Here is a 12,813-nt window from a genome sequence, read left to right as displayed (position 1 = left end):
GCCGGTCGTCATGTAATTCCTGCACAATGTGGCAGCGGGTCCGGCGCATCGAGCGCGCGCAGCGGAGACCGCGACCGATCCCGCAGCGACTCCGGAGACGACTGGGACATGGCAGGTATCAGACGGTGGCTCGATGACTCGGTCATCGCGCAGGGGCGTCTACCGCTGCTGTGCTTTCTGCTCGGGTTCATCGTCGGGTTTCTGCTGATTCGCCTGAGCGTCCGGCTGATTCGCAAGCAGGTGCGGTGGTGGCCGGGCAACCTGCGCGCGGGGGACGTGCACATCCATCACATGGTGTTCGGGGTCGTGCTGGTGCTGCTGTCCGGGATCGGGCTGGTCGCGTCGTATGGCAGCGGGGTCGGCACGGTGAGCGTGCTGGCGTCGGCGTTCGGCGTCGGCGCGGCCCTCGTGCTCGACGAGTTCGCGCTGATCTACTACCTGCGCGACGTGTACTGGGAGGAGCAGGGCCGCACCTCGGTCGACGCGGTATTCGTCGCGCTGGCGGTGACGGGGCTGCTGCTGCTCGGCTTTCATCCGCTGTGGCTGCTCGAGGTCAACGACATCCGCTACGACGGCAGCCGGCCGGGCCAGATCCTGGGCGCGCTGTTCGCGATCGTGAACCTGGCACTCGCGGCGATCGTCATCGCCAAGGGCAAGATCTGGACCGGCCTGTTCGGCATGTTCTTCCTCCCGCTGCTGGTCGTCGGGGCGCTGCGGCTGAGCCGCCCCGGCGCGCCCTGGGCGCGCTGGCGGTACGCGGGCCGGTCGAAGCTCATGCAGCGGGCGATCCGGCGTGAACGCCGCTACCGGCGCCCGGTGATCCGGGCCAAGATCTTCGTGCAGGACCTGATCGCCGGGAGCCCGGACGTCGCGCACGTGCGGCGCGCGACCGAAGAGGAATTGGCGCGTACCGTGGTTCCGGCCCCCGCGCCGCCGCACCCGGTGTGGGTGGGCCGCAAGGTTGCCGACTGACCTGCCCCGGGCCTCCGCAGGCCTGGCCATAGCGGGCGAACGTGGCGTCGGCAACCCGATTAACCGTCCGGGTGCGTGGTCTGGCACAATAACCGGGTTGCCCTGGGCGAGTCCGCCCGGCGCACCGCCCAATATCCGGAGCACGAACCGGTCGAGCGGCAGGCCGCCAGGTTCCTCTGTTCACGAGAACTTCCAAAGGACGGAAATGAACACCCTCGACTTCGTCGACGAAAAGTCGCTGCGCACCGATGTCCCCGACTTCCGGCCGGGCGACACCGTCAACGTGCACGTGAAGGTCATCGAAGGCAACAAGGAGCGCATCCAGGTCTTCAAGGGCGCCGTGATCCGGCGCCAGGGTGGCGGCATCCGCGAGACCTTCACGGTCCGCAAGGTGTCCTTCGGTGTCGGCGTCGAGCGCACCTTCCCGGTGCACAGCCCCACCATCGACCACATCGATGTCGTGACCCGCGGCGATGTCCGCCGCGCGAAGCTGTACTACCTGCGCGATCTGCGCGGCAAGGCCGCCAAGATCAAGGAAAAGCGCTGAGGCAGCCACTCTGCTCGTAAAACCCCCGGCCGGTCGGCCGGGGGTTTTTCCTTTCCCGCGCCGGGGCGGCACCGCGCGGGCACTCAGCATGCCGGGCTACGCTGTTCGGCGTGGCAGACGAAATCGACTCGGTGCGGGTATCCGGAGCGGATGACGAACGCGCGGGGGCAACCACGCCGAGGCGACGGCGGGCCAAGAAGCAGAAGAAGCAGCGCCCCTTCTGGCAGGAGCTGCCGATCCTGATCGTGATCGCAGCGGTGATCGCCGCGCTGGTGGTGACGTTCATCGGCCGTCCGTACGTGATCCCGTCGCAGTCGATGGAGCCGACGCTGCACGGCTGCGCCGGCTGCACCGGCGACCGCATCTACGTCGAGAAGCTGAGCTACGACTTCGGCGACCCCTCGCCCGGCGACGTGGTGGTGTTCGTGGGCCCGAGCGATTCCTGGAACAAGGCCTACCGCTCCAACCGCTCCAGCAATGTCGTCATCCGCGGCGTCCAGAACTTCTTCTCGTTCTTCGGGCTGGTGCCCCCGGACGAGAACGATCTGGTGAAGCGTGTGGTCGCGACCGGCGGTCAGACCGTGCAGTGCTGCGACGCCCAGGGCCGGGTGATGGTCGACGGCAAACCCCTCGATGAGTCGTACGCGCACTACAACTTCCCGTACCAGCCGGGCCTGCCCTACGCGACGAATGTGCAGGGCACGCTGCGGATCAACCCGGTGGGCCGGGAGTTCGGGCCGGTCAAGGTGCCCGACGGCAACGTCTGGGTGATGGGCGACAACCGCAACGAATCCGCCGACTCCCGCGCGCACGTCGACGACGAATACTCCGGCACCGTGCCCGTCGACGACATCCGCGGCAAGGCGGTGTTCAAGATCTGGCCGCCCAACCGGATCGGGCCGATCCGGTCGGAAGACCCCCAGACGAACTGACCCGGGTAGCAGCCGGAAATCGAACGCGCGGATAATCGAATGGTGGCAGCAGTGGCGCGGAATCAGCAGCGCGCCGCCCGCAAGGGTAAGGGCGGCAAAGGGATTCGACCCATCGCCGTGCGCAGCGGCGATTGGCCGCCCCGGGTCGTGATGCGCAAGGCGAGTGGCCTGCGCACCCTGGAGGCGGCGCTGATCCGCAGCGGGCTGGGGCCCGTCGCGGGCGTTGACGAGGCCGGGCGCGGATGCTGCGCGGGGCCGCTGGTCGTCGCGGCCTGCCTGCTCGCGCCCAAGGCCTACGATTCGCTGGCCGAACTGGACGACTCCAAGCGGCTCACCGAGGCGACCCGGGAGCGGCTGTTTCCGATCATCAAGCGCCGGGCGCTGGCGTGGCAGGTGGTGGTGATCCCGGCATGGGAGATCGACGCCATCGGCATTCATGTCGCGAATATCGAGGGCATGCGGCGGGCGGTGGCCGGGCTGGGCGCCGACCCCGGCTACGTGCTCACCGACGGCTTCCGGGTGCCCGGCATTCCCGTGCCGTCGCTGCCGGTGATCGGCGGGGACGCGTCCGCGGCCTGTATCGCGGCGGCCAGCATCCTGGCGAAGGTGACCCGCGACCGCATGATGGTGGACCTGGACAAGCGGATCCCCGGCTACGGCTTCGCCGCGCACAAGGGCTACAACACCCCGGAGCACCTGGCGGCCCTGAAGGAGCTCGGGCCGAGCAACGAACACCGCCGGTCCTGGCGGAATGTGCGGTTGAACGGGCAGTCCGAAGGAGTCGCACCGGACGAGACGGTCGACGCCGCGGTGCTCGACGCGGAGGAGGCGATCGATCCGGAGGCAATGATCGAAGCCGAGGCGCTGATGGATCCGGAGGGCGTGGTCGCCGATCCGGACATGCCCGAATCGAGGCGAGTGGCTACCGGCACCGCCCATGCGAGATGATGTCGGCACACGCATTGTGGCGAGAAGGAGGACATTCCACCAGATGAGTGCAGAGGACCTCGAGAAGTACGAAACCGAGATGGAGCTCTCGCTGTACCGCGAGTACAAGGACATCGTCGGTCAGTTCTCGTACGTGGTGGAGACCGAGCGCCGCTTCTATCTCGCCAATTCCGTCGAACTGCGGCCGCAGAACGCCGACGGGGAGGTGTATTTCGAGGTGCGCATGTCGGACGCGTGGGTGTGGGACATGTACCGGCCTGCGCGGTTCGTCAAGCATGTTCGGGTGATCACGTTCAAGGATGTGAATATCGAGGAGTTGGAGAAGCCGGACCTGCGGTTGCCCGAGTAGGGGTGGACCCCAACCCTGCGTCGCGTCGCTTGTTGTGCACAGGGTTGGGGTTATCAACAGGTTTCTTGTTTTGCCTGGTCGGAGTCGTTGAGGCGCTTCGGGTTTCGGTCATCGTGGGCGGGTGGCACATAATCTGGCGCTGGGGGCGCAAGGGGAAGAGCTGGCCGCGCAGTTCCTGCGCGAGGCCGGGATGGAGATCGTCGAACGGAACTGGCGCTGCCGCTACGGCGAGCTGGATCTGATCGCTCGCGATGCGGAGGTGACCGCGTTCGTCGAGGTGAAGACCCGCTCCGGGCTGGGGTTCGGGGTTCCCGCGGAGGCGGTGACTTTCCGTAAACAGCAGCGCATTCGGCGGCTGGCGCTGCTGTGGCTCAACGAGCAGGCGGGGCCGTGGCTGCGGGTGCGCTTCGATGTGGTGTCGGTGCTGCTGGTCCGCGATAGCGAGCCGGTCATCGAGCACCTGCGGGCGGTGTTCTGATGGCGCTGGGCCGCGCCCACTCGGTCGCGGTGACCGGCGTGGACGGGCAGCTGGTGGAGATCGAGGCCGATATCGGGCAGGGCCTGCCGTCGGTTCACCTGGTCGGGCGGCCGGACACCACGCTGCAGGAATCCCGGGACCGGGTGCGGGCCGCGGTGACCAATTCCGGCGAGAAATGGCCCGACGGCCGGGTGATTCTGGCGCTCTCGCCCGCGACGCTCCCGAAGATCGGCAGCGTCTACGACCTGGCGCTCGCGGCGGCGGTGCTGGACGCGGGGGACGCGATACCGTCGGCGCGGCTCGCCGGGGCCGTGCTGCTGGGCGAGCTGGCGCTGGACGGGCGGGTGCGGCGAGTGCGCGGCATCCTGCCCGCGGTGCTGGCGGCGCGGGGTGCGGGCCGGTCGACCGTGGTGGTGCCGGAGTGCACGCTGGCCGAGGCCGGACTGGTGGACGGGGTCACGGTGCTCGGCGCGGCGACGCTGCGGGAACTCATCGACTGGTTGCGTGGTGACGGTGCCCTGCGCGAACCGGACGGGATACTGCCGCCGCCCGAGCGCACCGGTGGCGACCTCAACGAGGTGGTGGGTCAGGACGAGGCGCGCTGGGCGCTGGAGGTGGCGGCCGCCGGCGGTCATCACCTGTTGCTCACCGGGCCGCCCGGGATCGGGAAAACCATGCTGGCACAGCGCCTTCCGACACTGCTGCCACCGCTGAGCGAGACCGAGTCGCTCGAGGTGACGGCGATCCATTCGGTGGCGGGCACGCTGTCCGGCGACCACCCCCTGATCACCGCCCCGCCGTTCGTCGCGCCGCATCATTCGTCGTCGGTGAGTTCGATGGTCGGCGGCGGGTCCGGCTCCGCCCGGCCGGGGGCGGTCAGCCGGGCCCATCGCGGTGTGCTGTTCCTCGACGAATGCGCCGAGGTCGGCGCCAAGGTGCTGGAAGCCCTGCGAACTCCGTTGGAGGAGGGCGAGGTTCGCATCGCCCGGCGCGACGGCGTGGCCCGGTACCCGGCACGCTTCCAGCTCATCCTGGCCGCCAACCCGTGTCCCTGTGCGCCCGCTCGCGATGTGGACTGCATCTGTGCGCCTCTGGCGCGGCGGCGTTACCTCGGCAAGTTGTCGGGGCCGCTGATGGATCGGATCGACATCTGGGTTCAGATGCACGGCCAGGCCGCGGGCGCCTTCGCCTCGTCGGAGGCCGAGAGCAGTGAGGTGGTGCGGGGGCGCGTCGAGGTGGCCCGGCGGGCGGCCGCGCGGCGCTGGTCCGGCCACGGCTGGGTCGCCAACGCCGAGGTCCCCGGACACGTGCTGCGCCAGCGATTCCGGCTGCCCCGGGAGTCACTGACTCCGGTCGAGAACGCCTTGCGGCAGGGGCGGATGTCGGCGCGCGGCGCGGACAGGGCGATCCGCGTCGCCTGGACCATATGCGACTTGCGGGGCGGGGACGTGCCCACCACGCAGGATGTCCTGCAGGCGTTGAACTTCCGGCAGCGGGGAGCGTCGTGAACGGGAATCGGCACGGGACGATCGCGTCGGCATCTCGACTCTGCGCTGCACAGAGCGAATCGTCCTGGTCGCCGCAACCGGCGCCATTCGGGTGCGCACGCACACGTTTCGAGAATGCTGCGGTAACCGATCATCAGGCCGCGCGCCGAGAGTGCTCCCGCACCCGGCAGAGATCGAATGCGATCGGCCTCGCCGCGTGTAGTCGATTCGGCGGGCGCCCGGGGCGCGGTGCCACGGGGAGCCTGTCGCCGGTTGTGGGCGGGGGAGACGGATGAGTGCTGGCGAGGTCGATCTCGACGGTGGCGAAATGCCGGATGTCCTCTGCGGCACAGGCGAAATGCCGGATGTTCTCCACGGCGCCGGCGAACCGCTGCTCGACGCCGACGAGCGGCGGCTGGCGTGGGTGTATCTGTCGCGGGTGGTGGGCGGTCCGTGCGCGGCGCTGTCGGCGCTGATCGAGCAGGTGGGTGTCGTGGAGGCGGCGCGGGCGGTATGGGAGTGCGATCTGCCGGAATCACTGCGCGGGCCCACGGAGGCGCGGCGGGGGATCGACCGTGCCGAGCGAGATCTGGAGTCGATCGCGCGGCTGGGCGGGCGCGTGGTGACGCCGGACGATCCGGAATGGCCTGCCTGGCGGATGCTCGGGCTGAGTCAGCTCGATCCGGCGCGGGACGCGGGAGCCGCGGTGCCCCTGGTGCTCTGGGCGCGCGGGCCACTGTCGCTGCTGCATTCCACGGATCAGGCGGTGGCCGTGGTCGGAGCGCGCTGCAGCAGCGGCTACGGCGACCATGCGACCGCCGATATCGCCGGGGAACTCGCCGGTCGCGGCTGGACGATCGTCTCGGGAGCCGCCTTCGGCATCGACGGGGCGGCGCACCGCGCGGCGCTGGCGGTGGGCGGCGCCACGGTTGCCGTGTTGGCCTGCGGGGTCGACCGGCCCTATCCCGCCCAGCACGAGCGACTGCTCGCCGAGATCGCCGAGGTCGGCGCGGTGGTCAGCGAGTATCCGCCCGGCACCACGGCGCACAAACACCACTTCCTGGCTCGGAACCGGCTCATCGCGGCGCTGGCCGACGGTGTGCTCGTGATGGAGGCGGGCCTGCGCAGCGGGGCCCGCAACACCGTGAAGTGGGCTCGCCGCCTGGGCCGCCCGGCGTTGGCCGTGCCCGGTCCGATTACCGCCGCGTCCTCCGCAGGCTGCCATCGCATGATCCGGGACGGCGAGGCGCTGCTGGTCGGCCGGGCGGAGGAAGTCGTCGACGAGATCGGACCGTTGCGGCTGTCGCTACCGGGCGGCACCGTCGCCGACCCGGCCGATGCCCTCGACGAGGACCTGGCGGCGATCTATGCGGCGTTGCCCACGGTGGGCTCGCGCACCCCACACGAACTCGTCCGCCAATCCGGCCTGCCACTCCCCGCCGTGCGCGCGGGCCTGCCCGCACTCGAACTCGCCGGGTTGGTCGGTCGCGACGAAAGTGGCTGGTACCGAAGGTTTCAGGGCCCGGAGAACCGAGGTGTCAGTGGCATATGACCGAAGAGTTCGTGCGGTGTTGCTCCGGAGGCTGTGGCGCGCGCTCAGAGCGCGAAGAGCAGTACGGCGCTGAGGACGTACGCCACCGCGGTCGCGAAGTGGATGCCGAACGCCACGGCTTTCGTGCCGCCGTTGCGCAGGACGACGACGGTGTCGCCGAACGGCGCCACGGCGACGACCAGCATGTACAACGCCGCTGCCGGTGCGCCGGCGAAGGCCAGCAGGGCCAGGCCGACGAGGCCGAAGGTGCCGTCGCGAATGCCCTTGATCGTGAGGTAGGCCCGGTCCTGCTCGGCCCGCACGCCGTATCGGGCCGCCGCGGCCCACGGGGCGACCAGGAAGCGGATCCCGACAACGAGGATCAGCAGATTGAGGACGATGGCCAGCCCGTAGGCGATGGTGGTGAGCATTGCCGACTTCTTTCTATCAGTGCTAGGAACTGAACCGACGCTAACAGAAGCGCCGCAAGATTGTCTAGCATTGCTAGAATTGATGTGTCGATCAAGTCGTGCCGAGGATGCGAGCGTCAGAACCGTCACAGGGGACCGCTCGCGTCCCCGGGCGATGTCGACAGGGGGGAGGGATGGGTTCGGCGCGGCGACTTGCCGGTGGTCTCGCTGTCGGGCGACTGTAGTGGGGTGGAGGAACTGCCCGAGGATTTGGATGCGCTGCTCGTGGAGTACGGGCGGCATCTGCGGCTCGGGCGCAATCGGTCGGCACATACGGTGCGGGCCTATCTCGGGGACGCGCGGTCCCTGCTGCGGCACCTGCTGGACCGGTCGTCGGATTCCGGTGTGGCGGAGGTGGATCTGCCGCTGTTGCGGTCGTGGTTGGCCGCACAGGCGAGCGGCGGCGCGGCGCGGACGACCATGTCCAGGCGGGCGTCGGCGGCGCGCACGTTCACCGCGTGGCTGACCCACACCGGCAGGCTCGCCGCCGATCCCGGTCCCCGGCTCGGGTCGCCCAGGGCGCACCGGGTGCTGCCCGCGGTGCTGGGCCGGGAGCAGGCGACCACTGCCATGCAGGCCGCGGAATCCGGTGCGGCACAGCATGAACCGATGGCGCTGCGGGATCGGTTGATAGTCGAGATGCTGTATGCGACCGGAATTCGCGTCAGCGAGCTGTGCGGACTGGACATCGACGACGTCGATCGGGAGCGTCGGCTGGTGCGGGTGCTCGGCAAGGGCAACAAGGAGCGCTCGGTGCCGTTCGGGGTCCCCGCCGACCGGGCGCTGGAGGATTGGTTGCGTTCCGGGCGCCCGTCCTTCGCGACCGCCGATTCCGGCCGCGCGCTACTGCTCGGCCGCCGCGGCAGACGCCTCGACCAGCGCCAGGCCAGAACCGTTGTGCACGAGGTGGTTTCGGCGATACCCGGCGCGCCGGACATGGGTCCGCACGGCCTGCGCCACACCGCCGCCACCCATCTCCTGGAGGGCGGCGCCGACCTGCGCATCGTGCAGGAATTGCTAGGCCACGCCAGCATGGCCACCACACAGCTCTACACCCACGTCTCCATCGAACGGCTGAAGAAGGTCCACGACCAGGCCCACCCGCGCGCCTGAGCTGTCGTGTCGACGCGTTCCCCGGAGGGTGGGTGTCAGCGCGGGCGGATGGCGTCGATGTACTTTCCGGCGATGTAGCGCTGGACCGCGCGGACGACCGGGCCGCCGAGGCGGGTGTACCAGGCGGCGGGACGGGAGAAGGATGCCACGACACCGTAGACGGAGTCGTCGGCCGGGTCGTATTCGACGGCGAAGAGTTCCTCGCCGATCTCCGGGTGGCCGGGAAGGGTGCCGTAGGCGAAGCCGCGGCGGTTCGGCTCGTCGAGCACGTAGACGACGCGACACGGGGCCGTGATGCCGAACGGGCCGGGGCCGAGGCGGACGGTCAGCTCCGTCTCCGGTTCGGCCGAGGGTGTGCTCGCCGAATGGAAGATGCCGGTGCCGTGCTGCATGCGGTACGCCAGGATCTGCGTTCCCGCCGAGTCGAATATCGCCCGGCCGGATCCGATGCGGCGGCGTAGCCGGAAATGGTGGTAGCCGGGCGGGAATTCACCGTTCGTCGCGCCGGTTTCGGCATAGGTGAAGGCGGGAGTGCCGGACGGGGTGGACATGGGGCCATCCTGCTCGACACCGCGGCCGTGTGGAAGGTGCACGAGGTGACGCACACGCGTGGATGTATCGCGAGCTATCACCGATAGTTCATGCTACCGTCGGTTAGGTAACCCTAATTATGGAGGTGTTTTCTTTGGCTCGCACCCGTCACAGCTTCGTGGTCCGCCGCACCGAGCGCCTGAACGACCATCTGATCCGCGTCTATCTCGGTGGCCCGGGCTTCACCAGCTTCGAACCCAGCGACTACACCGACTCCTACGTCAAACTGCTGTTCCCCGGCCCGGACGGCGACACCATGCGCACCTACACGGTGCGGTCGGTCGACTCCGAGGCCGAGGAGATCGCCATCGACTTCGTCTACCACGGCGACGAGGGCGTCGCCGGACCCTGGGCCGCGGCCGCACAGGCGGGCGACGCGATCGACCTGTTCGGCCCCGGCGGCGCGTACTCGCCGAGCCCGGACGCCGACTGGCATCTGCTGGCCGGTGACGAGGCCGCGCTGCCCGCCATCGCGACCGCCTGCGCCGCGCTCCCGGCCGACGCGGTAGGCCGCGCGTTCGTCGAAATCGCGGGTCCCGCAGACGAACTCGACTTCGACCGCCCGTCCGGAGTCGCCCTGACCTGGGTCTACCGCGGCGACGCCGAACCGGGCGAAGCCCTGGTCGCGGCCGTGCTCGCCGAACCGTGGCGCGACGGGCAGGTGCACGTGTTCATCCACGGCGAGGCCCAGGCGGTCATGCACAACCTGCGCCCCTACATCCGCAAGGAGCGCGCCGTCCCCGCCGACCGAGCCTCGATCTCCGGCTACTGGCGCCGCGGCCGCACCGAGGAAACCTTCCGGGAATGGAAGCGCGAGCTGGCCGAACGCGAGGGCGCCGTCCCGGCCGCACGTTGAGACCGGCTGGTAGGTCGCCCGGCGTCGTGCCCGCGTGCCTGCGCCTTGGCCCCAGGCTACCGGCGCCGTGGACCGCACCGAGGTGACGTTCCGGGAGTGGAGGCGTGAGCTGGCCGAACGCGAGGGTGCCGTCTCCGCCGGACGTTAGCACTGCTCGAGGCATCGCGGGATGGACCGGCCAGTGGGTCGATGGGCCGCAGTCAGCGAGGAAAGCGCCGCTTGCGAGCATGACGGCAGGCGTGCAGGGCTCACCGCGCGAGCGGCCGATGTCGTTGGTGAAGCGGGTGGCCGTGCGGGAGGGCGCCGCATTCGTCGCGCGAGCTGTGAGTATCTGGTGGTGAATGGGGCGGATCGCGCGCGGTGCCGGAGGTGATTGCCCGCAGAGACGGCACCGGCGCAAGGATATTCATCGCGCCGGGATTACGGGTTTGAGGCGTAGTGGGGTGGCGCGGATCAGGCCGAGCGGGTCGAGGTAGTCCCGTCCGCGGCGGGCTCCCCAGTGCAGGCACGGGGTGGTGCAGCCTGCGTGGCCGGTCTCCAGTGTGCCGATGGGTTCGCCTCGAATTACCTTGCGCCCCACCGTGACCGAGGCGCGCACCGGTTCGTGGGTGGTGCGCAGCCCGCCCGCGTGGTCGAGTGAGACGACCGGCTTGCCTGCCACCTCACCCGCGAAGACGACCACGCCGTCACCGGCCGCGAGTACCGCTTGCCCGGCCGTGCCGCCCAGGTCCACCCCGCGATGCCCGGGCAGCCAGTCCTGCGGCGGTTTGTCGAACCGGCGCAGCACCGGAGGCCGCGGCTGCAGCGGCCAATCGAAACGACCGCCCGGCGCCGCACCGGCCTCGGGCGCAGACACCGTCGGCAGCAGCAACCACGCGATTACGAACATGAGTACCCGGCACATCCAAAAAGCTTGTCGCACAGCGCAACGCGTCGGAAGCCCATCGTCGGCGAGTGTGGACAACCGGCGCGATTGTGAACAGAGTGCGTCCGCCCGCCGCGGCCGTTCGGGGGCGATACAGGCTGTCCGAAAAGCAGGCGCTGCCGCGCAGGTCGGCCGCACGAATCGGCTGCTGTGGGCCCACGAACCCGCCGCTGGCCGGGAAGCCGTGAACGGGGCCTACCCGCATCTCCTCGCGGCGCACCGGTAGTCGTGACCGGACTTGGTGTCTGTCCCCGCCGGGTAGTCATGGCCAGGGCGGCATAATCCCGCAGGTGTCGGGCAGCCGGGACCGGGCGCATCGTCCTGCCGCTCGTCGGAGGGCGCCCGGGCACTGTCTGCCGCCGCGTTTGTACTGCGCACAGAGGTGGGCGCCTGACCACCGATTAGGTCCGGACAGGGCGGCGGCGTAGACTGGCCAGGCGGTTCACCACGTGTGGGCCGACTTCGCGCGCCTGCATTGCATGGTCGTCGGCTGGTCCCGAGTGTTCTCGAAACCCCGGGTCCGGCGGCCTCGGGCGCCAGGGCGGGGATCGCCGATCCCTGCATCAACCGGCAAACGAAAGAGAGATACGAGAGCTATGGCTGTCGTAACCATGAAGCAGCTGCTGGACAGCGGCGCACACTTCGGGCATCAGACCCGCCGTTGGAACCCGAAGATGAAGCGGTTCATCTTCACCGACCGCAACGGCATCTACATCATCGACCTGCAGCAGACGCTGACCTACATCGACAAGGCCTACGAGTTCGTCAAGGAGACCGTCGCCCACGGTGGCACCGTCCTCTTCGTCGGCACCAAGAAGCAGGCCCAGGAGTCGATCGCTTCCGAGGCCACCCGCGTCGGCATGCCGTATGTGAACCAGCGCTGGCTGGGCGGCATGCTCACCAACTTCTCGACCGTCCACAAGCGCCTGCAGCGCCTGAAGGAGCTCGAGGCGATGGAGCAGACCGGTGGCTTCGAGGGTCGCACCAAGAAGGAAATCCTCATGCTGACGCGTGAGAAGAACAAGCTGGAGCGCACCCTCGGCGGTATCCGCGATATGGCCAAGGTGCCGTCGGCCATCTGGGTCGTGGACACCAACAAGGAGCACATCGCCGTCGGCGAGGCCCGCAAGCTGAACATCCCGGTCATCGCGATCCTGGACACCAACTGCGATCCCGACCTGGTCGACTACCCGATCCCGGGCAACGACGACGCGATCCGTTCGGCCGCGCTGCTGACCAAGGTCGTGGCTTCCGCCGTCGCCGAGGGCGTGCAGGCCCGCGCCGCGCGTGCCGGTGGCGACGCCAAGCCGGAGGCCGGCGCCGGTGAGCCGCTCGCCGAGTGGGAGCAGGAGCTGCTGGCTCAGGCGAACCCGAGCACCGAAGAGGCCTCCGCCGCCGAGGCTCCCGTCGAGACCGCGGCCGAGGCCGAGCTGAAGGAAGACCCGGCCACCAAGACCCCGGCCGACTTCTGATCGATGTCCGACTACGGCAGCGGCGAGCCACAGCTGGTTCCGCACGCTGCCGTTTTCGGCCCGGACGCTTCTACCGCGTCGCCAGTTGTTGTTCACCGTGCCGGCCCTTCCTGTTCGGAAGCGGTCGGCATGGTGTTGCTAA

Annotated in this window: 14 protein-coding genes; 11 read left to right on the top strand and 3 right to left on the bottom strand. The window is 69.5% G+C overall.

The window, feature by feature from the left end; translation table 11 throughout:
* Positions 1–117 precede the first annotated feature (117 nt).
* The 8 genes from NM1_RS03065 (at position 118) to dprA (ending at position 7,265) form a co-directional block, all read left to right on the top strand.
* Positions 118–972, top strand: a complete 855-nt coding sequence (locus NM1_RS03065; protein WP_246011452.1) for a hypothetical protein — start codon at positions 118–120, stop codon at positions 970–972.
* 205 nt (positions 973–1,177) lie between these two features.
* Complete coding sequence (gene rplS, locus NM1_RS03060) at positions 1,178–1,519, top strand: 50S ribosomal protein L19 (protein ID WP_068013609.1); 342 nt, start codon at positions 1,178–1,180, stop codon at positions 1,517–1,519.
* Positions 1,520–1,629: 110 nt separating this feature from the next.
* Positions 1,630–2,451 carry a signal peptidase I gene (lepB, locus tag NM1_RS03055; RefSeq protein WP_114699637.1) on the top strand — a complete coding sequence of 274 codons (822 nt, stop codon included), beginning with the start codon at positions 1,630–1,632 and terminating at the stop codon, positions 2,449–2,451.
* A gap of 150 nt (positions 2,452–2,601) precedes the next feature.
* Complete coding sequence (locus NM1_RS03050; RefSeq protein ID WP_068013915.1) at positions 2,602–3,399, top strand: ribonuclease HII; 798 nt, start codon at positions 2,602–2,604, stop codon at positions 3,397–3,399.
* Between the two features lie 43 nt (positions 3,400–3,442).
* Positions 3,443–3,748: a DUF2469 domain-containing protein gene (locus NM1_RS03045; protein ID WP_011210678.1), complete on the top strand. Its 306-nt coding sequence runs from the start codon at positions 3,443–3,445 to the stop codon at positions 3,746–3,748.
* A 121-nt stretch (positions 3,749–3,869) separates the two neighbouring features.
* Complete coding sequence (locus NM1_RS03040) at positions 3,870–4,226, top strand: YraN family protein (RefSeq protein WP_068013606.1); 357 nt, start codon at positions 3,870–3,872, stop codon at positions 4,224–4,226.
* Positions 4,226–5,734, top strand: a complete 1,509-nt coding sequence (locus NM1_RS03035) for a YifB family Mg chelatase-like AAA ATPase (protein WP_068013604.1) — start codon at positions 4,226–4,228, stop codon at positions 5,732–5,734. The genes NM1_RS03040 and NM1_RS03035 overlap by 1 nt, the downstream gene beginning before the upstream one ends.
* Positions 5,735–6,071: 337 nt before the next feature.
* Positions 6,072–7,265, top strand: a complete 1,194-nt coding sequence (dprA, locus tag NM1_RS03030) for a DNA-processing protein DprA (RefSeq protein WP_084519130.1) — start codon at positions 6,072–6,074, stop codon at positions 7,263–7,265.
* Between the two features lie 44 nt (positions 7,266–7,309).
* On the opposite strand, the gene NM1_RS03025 is transcribed toward dprA, so the two are convergent.
* Positions 7,310–7,675, bottom strand: a complete 366-nt coding sequence (locus NM1_RS03025) for a DUF4267 domain-containing protein (protein WP_068013602.1) — start codon at positions 7,673–7,675, stop codon at positions 7,310–7,312.
* Between the two features lie 228 nt (positions 7,676–7,903).
* On the opposite strand from NM1_RS03025, the gene NM1_RS03020 reads away from it, so the two are divergent.
* A complete protein-coding gene (locus tag NM1_RS03020) occupies positions 7,904–8,827 on the top strand; it encodes a tyrosine recombinase XerC (RefSeq protein WP_174556829.1) in 924 nt (307 codons plus the stop codon).
* Between the two features lie 35 nt (positions 8,828–8,862).
* Here NM1_RS03020 and NM1_RS03015 read toward each other — a convergent pair whose 3' ends face one another.
* A complete protein-coding gene (locus tag NM1_RS03015; RefSeq protein ID WP_068013599.1) occupies positions 8,863–9,378 on the bottom strand; it encodes a DUF1990 domain-containing protein in 516 nt (171 codons plus the stop codon).
* Between the two features lie 134 nt (positions 9,379–9,512).
* Here NM1_RS03015 and NM1_RS03010 point away from each other — a divergent pair, with 134 nt between their 5' ends.
* Positions 9,513–10,274, top strand: coding sequence for a siderophore-interacting protein (locus NM1_RS03010; protein WP_068013908.1), 762 nt, complete (start codon positions 9,513–9,515; stop codon positions 10,272–10,274).
* Between the two features lie 406 nt (positions 10,275–10,680).
* Here NM1_RS03010 and NM1_RS03005 read toward each other — a convergent pair whose 3' ends face one another.
* Positions 10,681–11,163, bottom strand: a complete 483-nt coding sequence (locus NM1_RS03005) for a murein hydrolase activator EnvC family protein (protein WP_084519129.1) — start codon at positions 11,161–11,163, stop codon at positions 10,681–10,683.
* Positions 11,164–11,795: 632 nt separating this feature from the next.
* Here NM1_RS03005 and rpsB point away from each other — a divergent pair.
* Positions 11,796–12,671, top strand: coding sequence for a 30S ribosomal protein S2 (gene rpsB / locus NM1_RS03000; RefSeq protein ID WP_068013595.1), 876 nt, complete (start codon positions 11,796–11,798; stop codon positions 12,669–12,671).
* Positions 12,672–12,813 lie beyond the last annotated feature (142 nt).

The organism is Nocardia mexicana NBRC 108244 (assembly GCF_001613165.1).
Taxonomy (GTDB): Bacteria; Actinomycetota; Actinomycetes; order Mycobacteriales; family Mycobacteriaceae; genus Nocardia; species Nocardia mexicana.
This window is presented reverse-complemented; position numbering and strand designations above follow the sequence as displayed.

What these genes read in the sequence shown, in the direction of transcription:
- rplS (WP_068013609.1), top strand. Translation starts at nt 1,178, where the DNA reads ATGAACACCCTCGACTTCGTCGACGAAAAGTCGCTGCGCACCGATGTC.
- NM1_RS03050 (WP_068013915.1), top strand. Translation starts at nt 2,602, where the DNA reads ATGCGCAAGGCGAGTGGCCTGCGCACCCTGGAGGCGGCGCTGATCCGC.
- NM1_RS03045 (WP_011210678.1), top strand. Translation starts at nt 3,443, where the DNA reads ATGAGTGCAGAGGACCTCGAGAAGTACGAAACCGAGATGGAGCTCTCG.
- NM1_RS03035 (WP_068013604.1), top strand. Translation starts at nt 4,226, where the DNA reads ATGGCGCTGGGCCGCGCCCACTCGGTCGCGGTGACCGGCGTGGACGGG.
- dprA (WP_084519130.1), top strand. Translation starts at nt 6,072, where the DNA reads ATGCCGGATGTTCTCCACGGCGCCGGCGAACCGCTGCTCGACGCCGAC.
- NM1_RS03025 (WP_068013602.1), bottom strand. Translation starts at nt 7,675, where the DNA reads ATGCTCACCACCATCGCCTACGGGCTGGCCATCGTCCTCAATCTGCTG.
- NM1_RS03015 (WP_068013599.1), bottom strand. Translation starts at nt 9,378, where the DNA reads ATGTCCACCCCGTCCGGCACTCCCGCCTTCACCTATGCCGAAACCGGC.
- NM1_RS03005 (WP_084519129.1), bottom strand. Translation starts at nt 11,163, where the DNA reads ATGTTCGTAATCGCGTGGTTGCTGCTGCCGACGGTGTCTGCGCCCGAG.
- rpsB (WP_068013595.1), top strand. Translation starts at nt 11,796, where the DNA reads ATGGCTGTCGTAACCATGAAGCAGCTGCTGGACAGCGGCGCACACTTC.